Annotated in this window: 17 protein-coding genes and 1 other annotated feature; all 17 genes read left to right on the top strand. The window is 36.6% G+C overall.

The features are described 5' to 3' along the window. The 17 genes from prmC to BR73_RS0104685 all read left to right on the top strand — a co-directional run bounded on the left by prmC (window position 1) and on the right by BR73_RS0104685 (window position 22,248). A complete protein-coding gene (gene prmC, locus BR73_RS0104600; RefSeq protein WP_347463153.1) occupies window positions 1–855 on the top strand; it encodes a peptide chain release factor N(5)-glutamine methyltransferase in 855 nt (284 codons plus the stop codon). Window positions 856–970: 115 nt separating this feature from the next. Then, a complete protein-coding gene (prfA, locus tag BR73_RS0104605) occupies window positions 971–2,047 on the top strand; it encodes a peptide chain release factor 1 (protein WP_033164569.1) in 1,077 nt (358 codons plus the stop codon). 504 nt (window positions 2,048–2,551) lie between these two features. Then, window positions 2,552–2,875: a hypothetical protein gene (locus tag BR73_RS0104610; protein ID WP_033164570.1), complete on the top strand. Its 324-nt coding sequence runs from the start codon at window positions 2,552–2,554 to the stop codon at window positions 2,873–2,875. 75 nt (window positions 2,876–2,950) lie between these two features. Beyond that, entirely contained in the window at window positions 2,951–4,918 is a 1,968-nt protein-coding gene (locus BR73_RS0104615) for a hypothetical protein (protein ID WP_033164571.1), read from the top strand. 3 nt (window positions 4,919–4,921) lie between these two features. Further along, complete coding sequence (locus tag BR73_RS0104620; RefSeq protein WP_033164572.1) at window positions 4,922–5,572, top strand: ATP-binding cassette domain-containing protein; 651 nt, start codon at window positions 4,922–4,924, stop codon at window positions 5,570–5,572. Between the two features lie 824 nt (window positions 5,573–6,396). Next, window positions 6,397–6,846 (top strand): GNAT family N-acetyltransferase, encoded by a 450-nt coding sequence (locus tag BR73_RS0104630; RefSeq protein ID WP_033164574.1) that lies wholly within the window; start codon window positions 6,397–6,399, stop codon window positions 6,844–6,846. Between the two features lie 619 nt (window positions 6,847–7,465). Further along, window positions 7,466–8,206, top strand: coding sequence for a response regulator transcription factor (locus BR73_RS0104635; RefSeq protein ID WP_051684965.1), 741 nt, complete (start codon window positions 7,466–7,468; stop codon window positions 8,204–8,206). Further along, window positions 8,176–9,450 carry a HAMP domain-containing sensor histidine kinase gene (locus BR73_RS0104640; RefSeq protein ID WP_033164575.1) on the top strand — a complete coding sequence of 425 codons (1,275 nt, stop codon included), beginning with the start codon at window positions 8,176–8,178 and terminating at the stop codon, window positions 9,448–9,450. Before BR73_RS0104635 ends, BR73_RS0104640 begins: the two co-directional genes overlap by 31 nt. A 280-nt stretch (window positions 9,451–9,730) precedes the next feature. Next, window positions 9,731–10,402 (top strand): ABC transporter ATP-binding protein, encoded by a 672-nt coding sequence (locus tag BR73_RS0104645; protein WP_033164576.1) that lies wholly within the window; start codon window positions 9,731–9,733, stop codon window positions 10,400–10,402. Then, entirely contained in the window at window positions 10,399–12,846 is a 2,448-nt protein-coding gene (locus tag BR73_RS0104650; RefSeq protein ID WP_033164577.1) for an ABC transporter permease, read from the top strand. The genes BR73_RS0104645 and BR73_RS0104650 overlap by 4 nt, the downstream gene beginning before the upstream one ends. 59 nt (window positions 12,847–12,905) lie before the next feature. Then, window positions 12,906–13,179, top strand: a binding site (T-box leader). 193 nt (window positions 13,180–13,372) lie between these two features. Next, on the top strand, window positions 13,373–14,971 hold the full coding sequence (gene metG / locus BR73_RS0104655) for a methionine--tRNA ligase (protein WP_033164578.1): 1,599 nt from the start codon (window positions 13,373–13,375) through the stop codon (window positions 14,969–14,971). Window positions 14,972–15,110: 139 nt separating this feature from the next. Then, window positions 15,111–15,911 (top strand): RNA methyltransferase, encoded by an 801-nt coding sequence (locus BR73_RS0104660; protein WP_033164579.1) that lies wholly within the window; start codon window positions 15,111–15,113, stop codon window positions 15,909–15,911. 104 nt (window positions 15,912–16,015) lie between these two features. After that, window positions 16,016–16,453 carry an NfeD family protein gene (locus BR73_RS0104665; RefSeq protein WP_033164580.1) on the top strand — a complete coding sequence of 146 codons (438 nt, stop codon included), beginning with the start codon at window positions 16,016–16,018 and terminating at the stop codon, window positions 16,451–16,453. A gap of 1 nt (window position 16,454) precedes the next feature. Beyond that, window positions 16,455–17,378: an SPFH domain-containing protein gene (locus BR73_RS0104670; protein WP_033164581.1), complete on the top strand. Its 924-nt coding sequence runs from the start codon at window positions 16,455–16,457 to the stop codon at window positions 17,376–17,378. A gap of 767 nt (window positions 17,379–18,145) precedes the next feature. Further along, window positions 18,146–18,892 carry a ThuA domain-containing protein gene (locus BR73_RS0104675; RefSeq protein WP_033167089.1) on the top strand — a complete coding sequence of 249 codons (747 nt, stop codon included), beginning with the start codon at window positions 18,146–18,148 and terminating at the stop codon, window positions 18,890–18,892. 127 nt (window positions 18,893–19,019) lie between these two features. Further along, window positions 19,020–20,897: an LTA synthase family protein gene (locus BR73_RS27110; RefSeq protein WP_051684966.1), complete on the top strand. Its 1,878-nt coding sequence runs from the start codon at window positions 19,020–19,022 to the stop codon at window positions 20,895–20,897. A gap of 154 nt (window positions 20,898–21,051) precedes the next feature. After that, complete coding sequence (locus tag BR73_RS0104685) at window positions 21,052–22,248, top strand: patatin-like phospholipase family protein (RefSeq protein WP_033164582.1); 1,197 nt, start codon at window positions 21,052–21,054, stop codon at window positions 22,246–22,248. Window positions 22,249–22,747 lie beyond the last annotated feature (499 nt).

Genomic DNA, 22,747 nt, shown 5'->3' on the forward strand with positions numbered 1-22,747 from the left:
ATGATAACCATACAAGAGGCTTTTCAAACCGGCAGGAGAGAACTGTCAGACAGTAATATAGAGAATGGTGAAATTGATGCATGGCTGTTATTGTCTTCCTTGCTTCGTATAAGTAAGGCAGAGTATCTCATGAATCCTTTGAAAGAAATGTCACTTGAGGATTATGAAGCCTACCAGGAAGGTATAAAGAAACGCTGTCGTCACATACCACTCCAGTATATAACCGGTGAACAGGAATTTATGGGTTTAAATTTCCGGGTTCGGGAAGGTGTATTAATACCAAGACAGGATACAGAGATACTGGTTATGGAAGCTCTGAAGCTAAGTGAAGGAAAGGGTGTACTTGATATATGCACAGGTTCCGGATGTATCCTTTTATCTTTAGCCAGGCTTGGCGGCATCAAATACGGAACGGGTATAGATATATCAGAAGCAGCACTTGAGATAGCACGGGAAAATGCGGAGGCATTACAGGTTTCCGTTGATTTCATAAAAAGTGATATCTATTCACAGGTTGAAGGAAAATATGATATAATAATATCAAATCCACCATATATTCAAACAGAAGTTATTCCTACCTTAATGGAAGAGGTAAAGGATCATGAACCAGTTATAGCCCTTGACGGTAAGGAAGACGGACTGTTTTTTTACAAAGAGATCTGCAGGGGGTTAAAGGATTATCTTAATCCCGGCGGACACGTCCTTTTTGAGATTGGATATGATCAGGGAGAGGCAGTGAAGAAATTGTTACAGGAAGCAGAAATGAAAAACATTAATATAATAAAAGATTTGGCAGGACTTGACAGAGTAGTTACAGGAACATGGAGTCAGAAAAAAGGGGAACCTTTTACTTAGCGTTTCAAACCTGGAAAGTTTAAAGTGCTAATAATTTGAAATGGGTATTGATACCATAAATTGCAGCGAGTATCAAAAAACCCAATTCAACCAATGTAAAAATGGAGGAACCCAAATGTTTGATAAATTAGAAGATTTATTAATCCGTTACCAGGAATTAACGGATGAATTAAATGACCCAGGTGTAGTAAATGACCAGGCGCGTTTTCGTAAGCTTATGAAGGAGCAGAATGACCTTGCTCCCCTTGTCGAGAAATTCACAGAATATAAGGATACAAAGGCAGGAATTGAAGACAGCCTTATGATGTTAGAGGAAGAAAGCGACGAAGAACTTCGTGAGCTTGCCAAAGAGGAACTGAATTCCTGCAAGGAAAAGATCGAATCAATTGAAAAGGAACTTAAAATCCTTCTTCTTCCCAAAGATCCTAATGATGACAAGAACGTTATCGTGGAAATCAGAGGCGGTGCCGGTGGTGATGAAGCAGCTCTCTTTGCAGCCGAGCTCTTCCGTATGTATTCCAAATACGCCGAAAGCCAGAAGTGGAAGATAGACATGATGAACTTAAATGAAAACGGTCTTGGAGGTTTTAAGGAAGTCGTTTTCATGATTAATGGTAAAGGTGTTTATTCCAAAATGAAGTATGAAAGCGGTGTACACCGTGTACAGCGTATACCGGTAACCGAGTCCGGCGGACGTATCCATACCTCCACCACAACGGTTGCAATTATGCCGGAAGCAGAAGAAGTAGACGTAGAGCTTGATATGAAAGATTGTAAGTTTGATGTATTCCGTTCCTCTGGTAACGGTGGACAGTGCGTTAATACTACTGACTCTGCTGTTCGTCTGACTCATATTCCTACAGGTATCGTAATTTCCTGTCAGGATGAAAAGTCCCAGTTAAAGAACAGGGATAAGGCGTTAAAGGTATTACGAAGCAAGCTTTATGAGCTGGAGCTTGAAAAAGCCCATAATGCAGAGGCAGAAGCCAGAAGAAGCCAGGTGGGAACCGGAGACCGTTCTGAGAAGATCCGTACCTACAATTTTCCTCAGGGACGTGTAACAGACCACCGCATAAAGCTTACCCTTCACCAGCTGGATAATGTTCTTAACGGAGATCTGGAAGAGGTTGTGGACAGTCTTATAGCAGCAGACCAGGCGATGCGCTTAACCAAGCTTAGTGAAGATATGTAAAACACCTTGATTTTATTGGAAATTTTTGTAATTTTAATAATTTTTATAAAAATATGGTCTTTCTGCTTGTCAGAGAGACCATATTTCTTTCTTTTTGTAAGTTACTTTAGCTTAAAATCCTCAAATAAATTTTATTGATATCTTTGTCGTTCCTGAAAAATGTTATAGATAGTTTCTTAGCCTGAAAGAACCAAAAGAACCTTTCAGTAATATGTTATTTGATTTAAAAAGCTTGATTGGATGCATTAAAATTTTTTAACACTATTAGTATTAGTGAAGTTCTGGATGAGAGAAGATTTACTAGATTTTTATTTCATTATTTGGTTTTAATTAACAGATAATATATTTTAACATGGTAAATTTTAACAAAGTAATGTATATTAAATTATTTATTTTATACATTGGAAAATGATGTCATTAAATATGCTATATGATATACTTGAATTGACAAAATTAAACAGGCATAACAATATCAACCTAAACAACCGAAAGGAGGATTTAGAAATGAGAAACATGAAACTGAAATCAAAAGTTGCAGGTCTTGCAGTAGCTTCTCTTGTACTTGGTACACCAATTGCAGCATATGCTATTGATGTAGCTGGTGGCGATTTATACTACAATGGTGGACAAACCAGTTCTGTTGTGTACTCTGAAATAGGCCGCAAAGAGGGTATTACCCGAAACTATATGGTAAAAGCGACCGTAAAGGTTGGGGGAGATACTTATACCAGTGGTTTTCTTTCAAACTATGCTTACAAGGAAGCGAACCGTTCATTTTGGGCTAATGAAACATCTTATTATGACTATTACCCATATGATGCTAAATAATTAATTAGTCTTCTGAGAGGGGCTATTCTTAGCCCCTCTCAATATTTTTATTATTGAGAAGGGGAGTATTGCTCCATGAGAAATTTTTTAAAAGTTTTTGTTTTACTGGAGATAATGTTATTTACTTATATATTCAATAGCTCTATATACAATATATACGAAAAAAATAATATAGCTTCGAATGGTTTATATGGATACACATTTGAAGACGGTAATTCAAATAATTTAGATAGATTTTATGATATGTTTATGGAAAATTATCCGGAATATAAGTTAGAAACCATACATAATACATTAACATCTACTGATAAATCTGTTTATGAGTTACACTGCTATCCTATAAATGATTTTTCTAGAAGACAGCCTATTTCCCAAACTATGCAATTTGAGTACTATGAATTAACAAAAGAAGATTTCTTGGATAGCGTAGGTAATTTCTATACTAATGTTCCTTATGAAAAATTACTGACTATCGCTTCTGAATTAGAAACTAACATCAAACCATTTAAAGATAATACTATACCATATAACATGGTATTTAATTTGAATATTTTGAATTTTGCGATATTATTAGTAATCATTCAGATTATTTATTGTATATATACCTCATATAGTTTTAAAAAAATTGGCATTAAGAAAAGCATGGGGTTTTCAAGTGCACGTATTTTGAAAGAACAAATTTTTAATATAGTTAGATATTATGTTGTTATTTATGTTGTAATTGGATTTATACAAGATATTTTTTATATTCTATCTAGGAGGTTTACATTTTCTTATTTTATATTTCGCTTAATTTTCTTTTTAATTGCTTTGCTCTTAAACATCATTGCTATATTGAATACCTCAGTCTTAATCAAATTGGTAAATTTGGAAGCTATGATAAAAAATAAGACTTTAAATATAAGTACCAATATTTTTGTGCAATTTGTTAAAATAGTATTTTCAATTATGATTGCATTTACAGTCATCACATTACTTAAGCAAAGTAACCAATATAAAGATAGCCAAAAGGCAGTTTTAGATTATAAATATCTTGAGGGTTATTATACTGCAAATGGATTTAATTCAGTAGATTATGATTACGCTTTAAATAACTTAGATATCTTATTAAAGTATTCAGATTCAATGAAAGAATTATATACAAATAATAACTCATTGCTATGTGATAGTAGTGCATTAAATATCAATAAATCTGATATTGCTTCTTCAAGGCCTTATTATGAAACGCATTTTGTAATTGCAAACAAGAATTATCTAAATAATTTTTCTAATATAAATACAGCGATAGGCAATCTAAATACGAGTAAAATAGATACACCTACTATTTTAGTACCAAAAAAATATAAAGAAGATGAGAGCGTTATTAGAGATTTTGTTTTACAGCAATATTATAGACTTTTAAATTATAATCAGTTTTATCATCTACAAGAAGAAACAAGGGTGGCAAATAACTATGACATTATTTATGTAGAAGATAATTCAACAATAAAAATTAACACTGAAAAAGGTTTCTCAGATATGTCAGGAAACATAATAATTCTTGATACAGGAGAGTTCGACGGTTTATATTACTTAGATTCATTAAACACAAGGAGTACTTTTTTTGAGTTGGATTCAAGAGAACAATTTTCAAAATTATTGACAGATTACGGATTGGGTAAATTAGTTACAGCAGGAACATTATTAACTCCATATTTAATGGAACTAGAAGGTGTAACGTTTGTATTAAAAACTATTATCATCTTTGCAATTGTTTTTATTGTTTCTTTGATGTTCATCCTTTATATGTCTAATTACGTTGATGTATTTGTAAATAAACAGAGATATGCACTAAAAGAAATTATGGGTTTCTCTCATTCGAAGATATTGAAAAACAGATACTTTTTATGGGGAATTGCAATAGGTATAACAGTTATTTTTAGTATAATTAGTCCATATTTTTCATGCTTATTTTTAATTATTCTCATAGATTGGGTATTTTGTGAATTGTTATATAAGATATATATACGAAAAGTATTATATGAAATTGAGAAGGGAGCATAATTTATGTGTTATATTAAGCTAGAACATATAAAAAAACAATACAACAAAGAACAAGTATTATTTAATGACTTATGTCTTGACATAAATAAAGGTGAATTTATAGGATTGATTGGAAAAAGTGGGGCAGGAAAAACTACACTGCTCAATATTATTGGTTTAATTACAGACATATCAGAAGGCACAATTCAAATTGACAATTATACAAAATTAACGATGTATAGTAAAAATGCACTTCTATTAAGACGTTACACAATTGGTTATCTATTTCAGAACTATGGATTAATTGAAGATGAAAGTGTGTTATGGAACCTGAAGTTGGCGTTAGAATATAAAAGAATAAGTAAAAAAGAAAAGTTAGAGCGAATCGAAAGGTATCTTAATAAATTTGGATTAATTGATGTCTCCAATAAAAAAGTTTATCAGTTAAGCGGAGGTGAACAGCAACGAATAGCAATTATTAAGCTTATCTTACAAGAGAGTAAAATTATATTAGCAGATGAACCGACATCAGGTCTTGATAAAGATAATGAATTGATTGTTATGAGTTTATTGCAATCACTGAATAAAGAGGGAGTTACGATAATTATGGTAACACATAACTTAAATTTATGCAAATATTTTACAAAGACAGTAGATGTTGAGGTATATAGATAATAATCAGAATTAACTTATAACTGATTTGTTACAATTGTAAACTTATACGGATTTGACACATTACAATGATTTAAGTTGTATGTTAGAATGTGGAGTCTTAATAAGCAAATGTGGCATAAAGAAGAGGTGATTCTTTTTTAGAAACACTGACAATATGCGCCACAGTATCTGTAGGAGTAAAGAGCTGAGATGATAAGTCTTGGCTCTTTTTTTGTGGGGTATCTGATCGGTCAAAAATAAAATACTTAGCCCCATTGTCAAACCTCTTTCATTGTATGGTATGAACTCAAAAATTAAATGCCATTTTTCGCTCCATTTTCTGGGCACACAGGATTTTAATGGCGTTTCTTGTACAGTGCCTACAGTGCTACTGCTCCCTAAATCGCTTTAAAATCACTTGCGAATTGTGGGCGGGTTTTTGCTTAAATCTGTTCTTTAATCATAGTATGTTTTGCTAAAGTACAAGAACAGCTAAGTATCTATCATGACGATTGACAAGGCTCTTTTTTATGTCTAGATATCAGAAATTAAATTATTTTGATACATTTTACTTTAAGATGAAAATTTACTATAATAGAAAACAGTATGGTTCAAGGAATATAGTTGGAAATATTAGATATTAACGCTAAAATAGGTGAATTACTCTTATATTTAAATCCGAAATTTACCTGGCTCATTAGAAGTAAGACTGTTATAATTGTAAAATAAATAATGCAGTTAACTATTTTACATAGAATCAGCTGAGAAAGGAGGAGCATTTATGAAGAATAATAAGCAAAGAATACCAGGGAGGGTTTCGCCTCTTTAAAAAGGATGGATAATAAATGAGACTTGTAGATATAACGAAAGAAAACTGGGAAGAAGTAATCCTGCTTACTTCAAACGAAGATGGCAGCCATACCATTGGCGAAAAATATGTGGCTTCTAATGCATACTCCATCGTACAGTCGATATATGAAAAGGGCTGGGTAACCAAAGCAATTGAGGCTGAGGGGAACCTTATAGGTTTTGCCATGTATGGCTTGTGCGAAGAAGAGAATATCTATGAGATATGCAGGCTGATGCTTGACAGAAGGTATCAGGGAAAAGGCTATGGCAAGCAGACCCTGGCATTAATTCTTGAAGATATGAAAAAGCAATTCCAATGTAAGGAAATTTATTTATCTGTTGCATTGGATAATATAATGGCAAAGGGTTTATATGAAAAAGCAGGTTTTGTTACTACCGGAGAAGTGGTAGATGACGAAGAAGTGTATAAATTGAATATTATTTAGTGTTTACATGTTAAATCCCAAGGTTCTATACTCTGTCGAATACATTCTTCGGTAAGGTAAATCCTTGGGATTTATTATGTATTTTACGGTTGCTTTTAGTTCAAGGTTAAAAATTCATAGTTATTAATCGAAAATCAAGAGCAGGAAATAGTGCCCTCATTCTGGAAAATGCTTTTACAAGGCAATAGAGCAACAGATAACGTAGATTCAGTATATGACTTTAAATTATTTGAAAGTTTATTATATTATAGAAAATGCTAAAGCTAGAGAAAAAGCTAGAGATAAAATTCAATAAAATAATTGAGCTGAGTCAAAAAATTTATGAATTTGACCAGAAAGTAGGTTTAATTTATTTTTGCCAGAGTCACTTACCATCACGTTATTCCAGAAAAAGGTTGTAATATATGAAAATTACAGCTATATTTGAGATAGGATATGACAATATAGTTAAAATTAAGGCCTGAGATTAAAGCCTGAGATTAAAGCCTAAAATTAAGGCCTAAAAATAAATCCTTAAAATTAAAACTTTAAAATATAGTGATGTTTCAAAGGATGAAAAATAGTTCCAGGTCAAATTATATAGAAGCGTTTACTGAACAACTCAACAAAGGACATAGGCATGAATTACAATAATAATTCAGATTTACTACAACCTAATATTCCAACCAGGAACCGGATATTAATCCTTGAGGACGAAGACAGTGTTAACAGAAGTATTGCCTTCCTGTTGGAAAAGGAAGGATATCAGGTATATTCCTGTTTTTCACTTGGAGAAGCCAGGCGGTTATTTCAGAAAGTAAAGCCTCAGCTTATTGTTTGTGATATTACCCTGCCAGATGGCAACGGACTAATGTTCATCCGTGAAGTCCGAAAAGTAAGCCAGGCACATATCATATGTCTTACAGCAATGGACAGAGAAGCGGACCAGGTCATAGGATATGAAGCCGGTGCAGATGACTATGTGACAAAACCCTTCAGTCTGTCTGTACTAACTATGAAGGTGGCAGCTTATTTTCGAAAACAGAGTCCGGTAAATTCAGATGTAATAGAGTCTGGCAGAATAAAATTTTCTATATCTGATATGCGTGTTCAAATAGAAGGTAATTCTATCGATCTTACAAAAAATGAATGGAAGCTGCTTCGATTATTCTTAGAGCACCCAAAGCAGATTTTGTCCAAGAACCAGATATTAGAGCAGCTTTTTGATATGGATGGCAATTTTGCGGATGAGAATACAGTGGCAGTCAATATAAGGAGACTCAGAGAGAAGATAGAACCAGACAGTGCCAAACCTGAGTATATTAAAAATATAAGAGGAATGGGATATTTATGGAATCAGGAATGCAGAAGAAATATATAACAGCCGCGGTGCTCCTGTTTTTTTTGATACTTTTGGCAGTGGCAGGTTTATCCTGGGGAGAATATCAGAATTACAGGGAGAAGATTCAGATAATCAGCAGCATTGCAGCGGAGAACCCAGAAAATACCGATTTTTTAAGGCTTGCTTCTGAACTGCTAAAAGGACAGAAAATAAGCAATGAAAGTATAGGCGAGGATATTCTGAAAGAATATGGATACTTCAGCGGCATTGATAATGTCTACAGCCAGGAACTAAAGGATAAACTGATAACAATCGGCGTATGTTCTTTGTGCTTTTATTGTACTGTTCTTGTTATATTAATCTGGTTATGGAGGAACAACCGAAAGCTGGTAAAGAGTGAGCTTAACAGCCTCGAAGGACTGCTTGTCGATTACAGTAAGGGGGATTATAGAATCACAGACTATGAGGCGCTTAGCGAAAAGGAAGCTGCTATTAAAAGAATTTTAATCCAACTGGAATCCTTGGGGAATTATTTTAAAATGAAGGAAGAACTTATTAACAGGGAAAAAAATGAAACCAAGACCCTGGTAACAGATATCTCCCACCAGCTTAAAACTCCGGTGGCAGCTTTGAAAGCCTGTTTTGATATACTAAGAAGAGAAGATATCAGCCTTGAAGAGAGACAGGAGTTCTTACACCGTTCCGGTGCCATGTTAGCAGGGCTTGAAAATCTTCTGGCAGCATTAATCAATATTTCAAGGTTAGAAACCGGTTTGATTGAGATAAAGATTGCGGAAGCAAATATCTTTAATACCCTGCTGGAGGCAGTTAATCGTGTGTACCAGAAGGCGGAAGCAAAGCAGATAGAAATTGCCATGGAGGCAGCGGAAGAACTGCAGAGCCTTATTATACCCCACGATGCTGGCTGGATGTGTGAAGCTGTGGTAAATCTTCTGGATAACGGGATAAAATATAGTGAAGCGGGCAGTTGTATAACCATAACGATGGCAAAGCGGGTCTCTTTCTTACGAATAGAGATCTCCGATGAAGGAATTGGAATACCAAAAGAAGAATATCATGAGATATTTAAACGCTTTTACCGTGGAAACTCACGTGAGGTTAAGAGCCAGAACGGTTCAGGGGTGGGGCTTTACCTGACCAGGGAGATAATAACCAGACAAAGGGGAATCGTAACGGTTAGCTCCGGTAAAGGAAATGGAAGTAAAGGAAGCTGTTTTATTATACAACTACCATATATAAGTGAAAGTCTTACAGAATTGTAAGACTTTTTTCATGTTCTGTAATGGAATGGAAAGGGAAGGCTGTTATAGTTAGGAATATAGTATAATTCAATGATTAAGTATAAACTTTGTTGTGGCAGCACAGTAATAATATCAGTTATGACAGTAAGATACCTAAGATTCCATTATATAACTACTTTGACTGGTAATCTTACAGGCAGAGGCTATTGCTGAAATATATAATATAACATAGTATTGATTCAGGTAGGTTCATATGGAATGTAAAGGCTCTAAGGTAAAAATGAGAAAGGGGTTATTATAAATGAATACGGTCTTGGAAAGTAAAGATTTATGTAAGTATTACGGTAAGGGAGAAAATGTGGTAAAAGCAGTTCACAATGCTTCCATTGCCATAAAGCAGGGAGAGTTTGTAACTATATTAGGAAAGTCAGGTTCAGGAAAGAGTACCCTGTTACATATGCTTGGGGGACTCGACACACCCACAAGGGGGAAAGTTTTAATAAACGGTAAGGATATCTTTGGTTTGAAAGAGGAGGAACTTACTGTTTTCAGAAGAAGAAAGATTGGATTTGTTTTTCAGGCCTATAATCTGATCTCTTCCATTAACATTTGGGAAAACGTCGTCTTGCCCATAGGACTCGACAACAGACAGTTTGATAAAGAGTTTATAAAGGATATTATAGCTACACTGGGTATTGACAGTAAGATTCACAACCTGCCCTATACCCTGTCCGGAGGACAGCAGCAGAGAGTGGCTATAGCCAGGGCATTGTCAGTAAAACCTGACATCATTTTAGCAGATGAACCTACAGGGAATCTTGACTCCAGAACAGGGGAGGAAGTCATAGGCCTGCTGAAAATGTCTGCCGTAAAATATGGTCAGACCCTGGTTATGATAACTCATGATGAGGAAATCGCTCAAATCGCCGATCGCATACTGGTCATGGAGGACGGAGGTATCAGGGAAAGATGAGCACCTTAACCAATATAGCAATTAACAACAACAGAAGAAATAAAACCCGAAGTATCCTGATAATAATTTCAGTATTTCTTACGACGCTTCTTCTTACGGTTATCCTTACCTGGGGTTATGGTATAGTCAAATCCAATCGGGTAAATGCAGTGAACTTATATGGAAGCTACTATGGCGTATTCAGAGGTTTGTCCTATGAACAAACAGAAGATATGAGACTTCGAAATGAGTTTGCCGAAATTGGATTGATGTCATATGCGGGTGTAATTGAAAACAAGGATAAACTAAGCCTGTTTTTTGCAGATGAAACAGCAAGAAATCTTACCAATATGGACCGGCAGTTAGAAGAAGGTACCTATCCTCTTCAAGAAACGGATATAACTGCCAAGCCGGAATTCTTTCGAAAGCTTGGGATTACAGAACCCAGGGTAGGCGAGGTTATTCAGGTATCTTTCCGGCCGGATCTGAATAGTAAATATGAAAAGAAGAACTTTCGAATCAGCGGTTTAATGAAAGAAAGCAATACAGACATCAATAACAGCACTATGACTGCTTTTATCTCACAAGGTTTCTTTGAAGCAGCAATCTCTAAGAGTAACCGGCAGTTTCACGCGTATTTCGCATTGAATAAATCCATGAAATTAAATTATGATACCGCAAAAGCTAAAATAGAGGAACTAGGGGCTGAATATGGATTGAAGGAAGAGTATATAATGCCAAATGTCTATTTCCTTATAGCTGCATTGGACCCTGGAACGGAAACCATATGGGGAGTGACTTTTCTTGGATTTATTGTCATTCTTTTCTCCATTGTAGTCATCTATAATATTTATCAGGTTGGGTTGGTACAAAAACTTCAGGAATATGGTAAATTAAAAGCTTTGGGAGCTACGAAAAAACAGCTGAAAGAAATTGTTATCCGAGAAGGAATGCTCTTAGGAGCCATTGGAGTTCCCTTAGGCTTAGGTTTTGGATATTTGGTGTCTGTTATTTTCTTTGATTTATTGATGAAACAGGGAAATGCCGTAAGGGGTGATGTGGAAATGACAAAAGTTTCAATCTTTTCACTTCCGCTATTGCTGCTGGTAGCAATACTTGCATTGACAACGGTCTGGCTTGCTCTAAGAAAACCTATAAGAACCGTTTCCGTTCTTTCGCCCATAGAAGCTATCGTTTATCAGGAAAGTAAGGGAAAGGATAAAGGTCTCCGAAAAGGAAGGAGCTCTATTCACCTGATTGGTATTACCCTGGCGGGTCTAAAGGGAAGTCTTAAGAATAATATATCAACTATCTGCACAATGGGACTTTCCTGTGTTCTTTTTGTGGGAATTGCAGGTCTTGCGGGAAATATAAACGATGAATACAATGCCAGAAAAGAGGTAGAGTATGGTAGGTTTTATCTCAGCCTGGATTACTCCTTAAATGACAAAGCATATCCAGAGAATAATCTGGATAGAATCCTTAAGAATAATCCACTTAATAGTGAATTAATAGAAAGAATCAAAGCCATATCTGGTGTCACGGAGGTAAAGGTAAGAAAGCTTCTCGCTGTTCATAAAGAAAAGGGAAACAGCGAAGAAGAAAGCATGGCAGATGTAATGGTATTAAACAAAGAAGACTTTACAAGGTTCAGCAAATACAGCACCACTACCGGTGACTTCAACTATGACAAAGCTTCTTTAGAAAACCTCATATATTATGGCTGGGCTAATTTTATGGAGGATTATGGTTATTATGTGGGGCAGGATATATCAATGGAAATTGCCGAAGGTAGCTCTGGTGAGAAGAGTGGCAGGCATATCTTTCACCTTGCCGGTTCTTTCTCAAACATGGATACGGATTGGGTCATTACTGAAGATACTTATGAAAAACTGAAGGTTTCAGGGGAAACTAACGGGTACCTCTGGATTGACTGTGATAAGAAAGCGGAAGGAAATGTGAAAGAGGAGCTTGAAAAACTCCTGGAAAATACAGACAAGATTACTTTAACTTCTTATGCCAAGGAATTAAAAGCATCACAGATTGCTACCGAAATGATAAAATTTATGGCTTACACATTTCTGGGAGTCATGGGCCTTATAGGCTTTTTAAATATGGCGAATACTATCATTACCCGTATTATTACAAGGCGGCAGGAACTTGGTATCTTACAGGCAGTGGGCATGACAAACCGTCAGCTTAACAAGATGCTCCAAATGGAAGGGCTGCTATTTACGGCAGGAACAGTATTTATAGCATTAGCGGTTGGTACGCCGGCCGGTTATCTGTTATTTCGCTATGGAAAAGAAAATTCCTGGTTTGGATTATATGAATATCATTTTCCCGTGATGGAAATGGGATTAATGGTTGCTGCCATAGCTGTTCTGCAGATCACATTATCCTATCTGTTAAGCAGAAATCTCAAAAAAGCTTCACTGGTGGAGCGGATAAGATACCAGGAATAAAGAATTTTTGATTTGACAACTGGAATTTACTGATTTATAATAACCTAAATCTTACATCAAAAAAGGTTATGAAAAGAAGAGTAAGAAACAAGGAGAACCACAGAGAATCCTCATTTGGTGAGAGGGGATGTTTAAGCTGTTTCTGAAAATGATCTTGGAACTGCGTACCGACTGCATAAGAGTATTATTGCATAGGCTGCGACGGGTGCACCCGTTACCGTGCCGGGCTGTCGATATACCATTTTATATCCGCAGCTGACAAGGCCCTTATTGTGAAATATGGGTAAATTTGAGGTGGTATCGCGAAGCTTAACTATGGCTCTCGTCCTCGAAAATAATTTTTCGGGGGTGAGGGTCTTTTTTATTTGAAAAATACTAGTGAGTTATAAGAATTTGTAAGATAGGAACTCTAGTTTGTGAACCTACAAGTTAATAATTTTATAAAGAATTGTAGCATGTTAGTTGTAATAAAGATACTGTTATATCTTTCGCGAGACAAATCAAATAAAAAAAGTGAGGTTGTAATATGAAACAGAAAATATTAATCGGAGGAGCCTGGCCTTACGCCAATGGTTCTCTCCATATCGGACATATAGCAGGATTACTTCCAGGAGATGTATTAGCAAGATATCATAGAGCTATTGGAAATGATGTATACTATGTGTCCGGCAGTGATTGCCACGGTACACCAGTTACGATCAGGGCAAATAAAGAGGGCAAGACACCGGGGGCTGTAAGCGAAGAGTATCATAAAGAATTTACAAAGTGTTTTACAAAGCTTGGTTTCTCCTATGATTATTATGGGAAAACAACACAGAAAGCCCACAAGGAATTTGTGAAAGACTTTCATAAAAAGCTTTATAACTCCAAGTATGTGTTTGAAAAAGCACTTCCCCAAAGTTATTGTAATCACTGCGGTGAATTCCTGCCTGACAGATATGTGGAAGGAACCTGCCCCTATTGTGGAGGTCTGGCAAGAGGTGATCAATGTGAGATCTGTGGTACTGTTCTGGACACGGAGCAGCTTCTTGAACCGAAGTGTCTTATTTGCGGGGATACACCTGTGCTAAGAGAAAGCAAACATCTGTATCTTGACCTTATAGGACTGCAAACAGAGTTACAAAGTTTAGTGGACAGTCATCCGGGTTGGAGAAAAAATGCAATTTCTTTAACAAATAGGTATCTGGCAGAAGGTCTTAAGGACAGGGCACTTACAAGGGATTTAAAATGGGGAATAGATGTTCCTTTTGACGGATATGAACAGAAGCGGATTTATATCTGGGCAGAAAATGTGCTGGGATACCTTTCAATGAGCAAAGAAGTTGCAGAAAAACGTGATGTGGATTTTAAGGAACTATGGGGAGAAGGAGCAAGGCATTATTATGTGCATGCCAAAGACAATATCCCCTTTCATACCCTTATCCTTCCGGCACTTCTGATTGCAGAAGGAGAAGGGTATCATCTGCCGGATGATATTATATCCAATGAATACCTGACGTTGGAGGGAACTAAAATCTCCACCAGCCGTAATCATGCTATCTGGGTAAAAGATATTTATGAGAGTTATAATCCTGATGCCCTTCGATATTTTCTAATTGCAAATGGTCCGGAGAAGCGGGATACGGATTTTACCTTTCATGAATTTATAAAAAGCAATAATACCGAACTGGTAGGAGCATATGGTAACTTTGTAAACCGGACGCTTGTATTTTTGCATAAATACTTTGATAGTACTGTTACCAATGGGAGCCTGGACTTAGAGATTAAGACCGCAATAGCGGACACTTATGATAAAGCCGGAGCACTTCTTGAGCGAGGATCCATAAAAGAAGCTCTTGAGAGTATTTTAGAACTTGTTAGAGGGTCTAATAAGTTCTTTGATAGGAGAACCCCCTGGACTACCAGAACAACTGATATAAATAGCTGTGAAGATACTCTGTATAACTGTGTTCAGCTGATAGCAAATCTTGCGGTGCTATTTGCTCCCTTTCTGCCCTTTTCATCTGAAAAAGTATCGAAATGGCTGAAAATCAGTAAAGACTGGAAGCTTCAGGTGGTGCCTGCCGGACTGAAACTTCCGGATAGCGATCTGCTATTTGAGAGAATAGAGAAAATTAATCATTGAGTATAAAAAGAGCCCGGACTCTTGCAGTATAGCTGATGTTAAGTTAGAATAAAAGAGTTATAATATGTTAGCGTACAATAATTTTCCCATTATAGAAATATATGAGGCAATTTAAGAAGCAGAGAAGACAGGAGAAACCATGATTAGCAGTACATCAAATCCACAGATAAAAAATCTTATACAGCTACAGACTAAGCCTAAGGAACGCCAGGAGCAGAAAGCTTTTGTTGTGGAAGGCATAAAGATGTTTGAGGAAGCAAAAGCAGGTGGACATCTTATGAAAGCCTATATATCCGAGAAGCTGTATGAGGAAAAGATCAGCCTGCAGCCGGATTATTTTATCGGCACTTCATATGAGATAGTGACAGAGCAGGTAATGAAAGCTGCCAGTGATACTTTGTCGCCCCAGGGGATATTAGCGATTGTAAGAAAACAGGAATATTCCATAGAAGAGCTTATCCGTAAATATGACATAAATTTGGTGCTTTTGGAGGATATACGTGACCCGGGAAATCTTGGTACTATAATAAGGACAGCAGAAGGAGCAGGCGTTACAGGAATTATCTTAAGCCAGGCTTCAGTTGATCTCTATAATCCGAAGGTAATCCGGTCGACAATGGGTGCCATTTACCGAATGCCCATAGTATATTCAGAGGATTTCCTGGAAACCTTAAGGGTAATAAAAGCTGCGGGTATTTCCATATATGCTGCACATTTGAAGGCGGCATCAGAATATGATACGATTTCTTATCCAGAGAAGACTGCTATTCTAGTCGGAAATGAAGCCAGAGGGCTCAGTGAAGAGGCAGCAAGGCTTTCAAACAGTAATATCATTATTCCCATGGAGGGAAAGGTGGAGTCCTTAAATGCCGGTGTTGCTGCTTCTATCCTTATGTATGAGATCTACCGTCAGAAAAGGCAGGGAAAGATTAAAGGTTGATTAGATTTCTTATAGAAAGCTAAAAGATGTCATACAGATATTGTTATTTCTTCATTTATGAAGTAAAATGTAATTATCAAATTTACGGAAGGGGGTAATATTCCGTGGACTCAATTTATTGGCTCGTTGCTCTGACAATACTTCTGATTATCGAAATCATAACACTGGGATTGACATCCATATGGTTTGCCGGAGGTGCATTAGCCGCATTCCTGCTATCCCTGTTCACAGATAATCTGATTTTAGAGGTTGGTGTATTCGTTGCAGTATCTTTAGTCTTACTGTACTTTACAAGACCTATTGCAATGAAATATTTCAATAATAAGCGTGAAAAGACCAACTATGAGGCCTTGGAGGGAAGTTCCGGTAAAGTCCTTGAGAAAATCGACAATTTTAACAGCACCGGTGTTGTGCTGCTTAATGGACTGGAATGGACAGCAAGATCCAGCGATGATACGATCATCCAGGTAGGAAAAAAAGTCATAGTAAGAGAAATCTCCGGTGTGAAATTAATCGTAGAGGAAGAAAGAGAGGGTGTTTAAAGTGCCATATGCATTAATTATTCTTGTAGTTTTATTATTATTAGTAGTAGCGTCCTGTGTTCGAATTGTTCCCCAGGCTCATTCCTATGTAGTAGAACGTTTGGGCGGATATCAGGCAACCTGGAATGTGGGTATCCATTTTATGGTACCTTTCATTGACAAGGTAGCAAAGAAAGTTATTTTAAAGGAACAGGTAGTTGATTTTGCTCCTCAGCCCGTTATCACCAAGGACAACGTAACCATGAAGATTGATACAGTAGTTTTCTTCCAGATTACAGATCCAAAACTGTTTGCGTACGGCGTGGAACGTCCTATTCTTGCAATTGAGAACCTGACAGCTACAACTCTTCGTAATATAATTGGTGATCTGGAGCTGGATCAGACGCTTACTTCCAGAGAAATCATCAATACAAAAATGAGAATTTCCTTAGACGTAGCGACGGACCCTTGGGGAATCAAGGTAAATCGTGTAGAATTAAAGAACATCATTCCTCCAGCAGCTATTCAGGATGCCATGGAGAAACAGATGAAGGCAGAGCGTGAGCGAAGAGAAGCTATCCTTCGTGCAGAAGGTGAGAAGACTTCACAAATTCTTGTAGCAGAAGGTAAGAAACAGTCAACCATTCTGGAAGCAGAAGCAGATAAGGCATCAGCAATTCTTCATGCAGAAGCGCAGAAGGAGGCTACTATAAGAGAAGCAGAGGGTCAAGCAGAAGCTATTCTTACCGTTCAGAAAGCAAATGCTGACGGTATCCGTTTCTTAAACGAAGCGAATCCCAGCATGGCAGTTCTTCAGATTAAGAGCCTTGAGGCTTTCCAAAAGGCAGCTGACGGAAAGGCTACTAAGATTATTATTCCTTCCGAGATTCAGGGTATTGCAGGCCTTGCAAAATCCATTACGGAAGTAGTATCCGATAAACAGTAATATGGACTAACTGCCCTGCCTCTGTCCGGTTGATGGAAGCGGGGCAGTTTTGTGTGTCGGGTTATGTATTCTTTATTCTTCAATTTTGTAATTAATTACGGAAAACTGATTGACAAGAAAGTAAAGGAATAGTATGGTTATTTCTTGGATAAAGGTAATACTAGGGTTATTAGATAATATATGATTTGAATGTCAAAAGTGAGGGTTTTTACAAGGGGACGGCGAACTGCACAAGACAGAAGGAACTCATGCTTCAATTTCAATGTATAAGAAGTCCTAATTCTCTGAAGATTTTGTGCTTGACATAACCTCAAACAGATAACTCGCTGCGCTCAGACAATCTGTTTGAGGTTATAGCACATAATCTTCAGAGAAAAGGACTTTTAATACATTTCCATAGGCACATTCGTTCCTTCTGCCTTGTACATTTCACCTGAAATTGTATGGAAGCGATCTTTTGACATGCTGATTAATAAGAAAAGAATAAAGTAGGATTAGGTTTAGTGCTTAAAAAGATTGATTACGAAAAGCTTTTGATACTTGAATTGCTTAAAAAGATATAATTAGAAAACATAAAATTAGAAAACATAGAATTAATAAAGATAAAATTAATAAACATAAAATCTATTAGTAAACATAGTAATGATAACTCTAGAGACTAGGTGTGAGAGAAAATAAAAAAGAAAGGCTGCCACAGTAAATTCTTTCACATATTATTACGAGTGGCAGAATCACAGGCTTGCCTGGGGTATACAATGGGTGTAAACATGAGTGATAAAATACGTGTAACAATTTGGAATGAATACCGCCATGAGAAAATGGAAGGAAAGATTAAGGATATTTATCCGGAAGGAATCCATAAGGTTTTGGCGGATTGTTTTAAGGGTGAGAACTTTGAGGTGCGTACGGCTACTCTGGATGAGGAATTCCATGGACTGACAGATGAGGTTCTTGAAAGTACGGATGTTCTGTTCTGGTGGGGGCATATGGCACACAATGAAGTAAGTGATGAAATCGTTGAAAAGGTACAGAACAGAGTCTTAAACGGTATGGGACTTGTGGTATTGCATTCAGGTCATCATTCCAAGATCTTCAGACGTTTAATGGGAACCTCCTGTAATTTAAAGTGGAGAGTTGCTGATGAGAAAGAACGATTATGGGTAGTGGAACCGGGACATCCTATTACAGAAGGTATTGGAGAGTATATAGAGCTTCCCAGAGAAGAAATGTATGGGGAACAGTTTGAGATACCAAACCCCGATGAACTGATTTTCATCAGCTGGTTTGAAGGCGGGGAAGTATGCAGAAGCGGCTGCTGCTTTAACAGAGGAAGAGGTAAGATCTTCTATTTCCGTCCGGGTCACGAAGAATACCCTACCTACTATAATAAGGATATTCAAAGAGTATTAGTAAATGCAGCCGGTTATCTGGCACCTGTGAAAAGAGGGGATACAAGACCGGAGCATGCGGAAAATATACCCGTACCTTTGGAGAGCATTAAAAATAAGGAGTAAAATTTTTGAAATCGTTAAGATAAACTTAAGAATTCACTCCTTGATAAAAATTTGGCAATGAGCTATTATAAATTAGAGTTAAATGAGTTAAATTATACGTAAAGTTGTTGTTAAGGAGAGGATGTAAGTGGAAAAAATTAAGGAGATCATCAAGTCTCCCTATATGATTTTATTATTCTTTGCAATCAAATTGGTAGTGTATTACCAGCTTATTAACGTGGATATATCTGATATTACCTTTATACTGGTCAGTGTAATGGCCTTAGGATTGATTTTCCTAAGCTTTATACGAAGCAGGCTAAAGAGGAAGAATATAATATTCCTGGTTGTATACAGCTTGTTAAGTCTCTTGATGTTTGCTGATACGATGTATTACAACTATTATAATCAGACAGTTTCCATTAAGCAATTGTGGCAGGCAGCCAATGTAGCAGCGGTTCCTCAAAGTTTTGTAGCGACACTGATACCTGCAAGCTTCCTTTTATTCGCTGATATACCATTTATTTATTACTATTTTAAAAAGCTCCTGAAACAGGACAGCAATCGTACCGGCTGGAGCTATAAGAGAGAGCTAAAATATCTTGCGATCAGTTTTATAGGATTGTTCTTACTGTTGGTAGTAAATCCTTTTGACAGTAAGACCATTGATAAGGTAAACAGCGTAGAGTTCTTTTCTAACCATGTTAACGATATCTATAATGCAATCGCAGATAATATTGTTACAGAGGAAGTACCTGAGGAACAGGTACTGGATACGGTGAAGGAAGTTACTCCTCAGGTTAGCGGACTTAAATACAAAAATATTGGAGAAGGCAAGAACCTGATTGTATTACAGGTAGAAGCTTTACAGAACTTCGTAATTGGTGCACAGTACAACGGGCAGGTAATAACACCGAATCTCAATGCATTTTTGCAGCAGGATACCTTATATTATGACCGTTATTACACGAACATAGGTAAAGGTAATACAGCGGATGCAGAATTCTCTACCTTAAACAGCCTTTACCCCGTAATAGACAGAGAGTGCTATACACTGTACCAGAATAATACCTTTAACGGACTTCCTTGGTTACTGAGAGATAAGGGGTATGATACACTTGCTATTCACGGCTATAAGGGGGAGTTCTGGAATCGTGAAGCAGCATACCCGGGCCAGGGTTTTGAGAATTTCTACAGCATGGAGGATCTGGATCAGAGTGATATTATCGGTCTTGGTATATCGGATAAATCCATGTTCCGGCAGGCAGCAGATATACTGTCTAAGGAAGAAAAGCCCTTTTTCAGTTTTATAATTTCTTTAACAAGCCATCATCCTTTTGTCATAGAAGATAAAGATGTAACCTTACAGTTAAAAGAAGAAGATAAAGATACTAAATTCGGTTCCTATTTAAAGACCGTGCGTTATTTTGATGAGGCCTTCGGTGAGTTCTTACAGGAATTAAAAGATGCAGGACTGTATGATAACACTGTAATTGCACTTTATGGCGATCACCATGGTCTTAACCTGAACATGGATAATAACAAAGAAATGATGGAAAACTATCTGGGAAGAACTTATGATTATGATGAGATGCTCAGAATCCCTCTAATGATTCATGTACCAGGAAGCGGTGTAAAAGAGACGATTTCAACGACTGGAGGACAAATTGATTTTCTTCCTACAATTGCTAATATTATGGGTCTGGAATTCAATCAGCCTTACATCCTGGGGCAGGATTTAAGTAATGCCACGGATGGATTTGTTGCTTTTACAGCATATCTTTTTGAGGGTTCCTTTATTCACAACGATACCATGTTCGAGATATCCAGAGAAGGTGTGTTTGACGGAAGCAGAGCCTGGAAGATTGGAACAGATGTGCCGGTAGATGCATCTGTTTATGAAGCGGACTATAATAAGGCAATTACCATCAAAAAGACCTCAGAAGAGATTCTGAATCAGGATTTGATCAGTAACTATATTCATAGAGAACCGGTTGCTGAAAGCAATTCAGAAAATAATAAATAAATGACGTAATTACTAAAACACATAATTAATAAAGACATAATTAGTAAAGCAATAATAGATAATCAGCTCATTAACATGCTGTATCAACAAATCTGTATTAGGATTATGAACCAGGCAGACCCATGGCATTCAAATAACCTGAATGGGAGCAAGTATGGCGAAAGAATTTGATTTAACTAAGGAATACGGAATTGTTCTTGAAGGCGGCGGAGCAAAAGGAGCCTACCAGATTGGTGTCTGGAAGGCTCTTTTAGAATGCGGAGTTAAGATAAAAGGTGTCTCCGGTGTATCTGTGGGAGCTCTAAATGGAGCCTTGATGTGCATGGGGGATTATGAAGCCGCTGAAGAGTTATGGAAGAATTTAACCTATTCGGATATCATGAATGTAAATGATAAACAGATGCAGTGTCTGATGAAAAAGGACATAAAAAATCTGGATTTAAAATCTCTTACAAAAGATACCACCAGAGTAATCACAGAACGGGGTATCGATGTGGCACCGTTAAAAGAATTAATCAACAAGTTCATAAATGTGGAAAAGATAAAACAGTCGGGGATGGAATTCGTCTTTGGAACCTTTCTTGTGGATAAGCTAAAGGAACTTGAGATAACAGCTCAGGAAATAGAAGAAGAGAATCTGAAAGATTACCTCCTTGCCAGTGCACTTTTGCCGGCTTTTAAAAGAGAGAAGCTGAATGGGCAGCGCTACCTGGATGGTGGTATGTTCAATAATGTTCCTGTAGATATGCTTATTAACAGGAATTATAAGGATATTATCATCATTAGAATCTTTGGAATGGGACTTCTAAAAAGCGTAAAAATTCCCGAGGATGTTACAATTACACAAATATCCCCCAGAATTAATCTGGGCGGCATGCTGGAGTTTAATTCTGAGAAGAGCAGAAGAAATATAGATCTTGGCTATTTCGATGGTTTGCGCAGTATAAGAGGCTTAAGCGGAAAAATCTATTATCTCAAAGCTGGTTTGAAGGAAGAAGAGGCAGTAATGCGGCTCATTCATATAAATGAAGCAGTGAAGATGGCTTTTTTGGAATATTACAAACTGGACTTTGGAGATGCAGCGGTTTATACCAGACGCTTTTTAGAAGGAGTATGCCAGAACCTTGCAAATAGCTTAAGACTGCAAAAGAACTGGACCTATCATGAATTATACTTAAGTCTTTTGGAGCTGGCTGCGAAAACAGTCCATATATCCAAATTTGCAATCTATACGGAAGAAGAACTGATAAAACGTATAAGAGAAAACTATGAAAAGAGTCAGAAAAGAGGTTATGAAATAGAACTATTTCTTACCCTTGTCATTAAGCTGATAATCCTGCCACCCTCTTAGGATTTATGTGTCTTAGTATAACTGCTAATAAATTTAATAAATAAAAATAATAAATGAAATAATAAATAATTATAAGTGAATAGTTAAAAAATCCTTGCTCATAAAAACAGAAGGATTCGTGAGGTAAATTTAAGGTTTGTTTTACAGTTGAATGCAGATGAAGGAAAGAAAGAGAAGCTCTTTCTATGGCTGCTGACTGTGAAGCAGGCCTTATTCCGTTATTTACAAAGTGCGAAGAGAAAGCTTAATTGGTATAAGGATAGTAATAAGGAGTTAAAAGAAAATCAATTTTTATTATTTTTAACGATATATTTGTAAGTTACAGCAAAATTTATTAGATAAAATAAAATCCAAGAAAAGAAATGAAACTTGACATATGCATAAAAATAAAGTAATATGAATAAATAAACATATAGCTAAACCTTAAGATCAGAAAAAGGAGGTATGCATTGTCCGGCTATGCAGGTGAGAAAGGCAGGACAGATATTTTAATCTTTCA

It is taken from the genome of Clostridium sp. KNHs205 (assembly GCF_000702945.1).
In the GTDB taxonomy this organism is placed as follows: domain Bacteria; phylum Bacillota; class Clostridia; order Lachnospirales; family Lachnospiraceae; genus Anaerocolumna.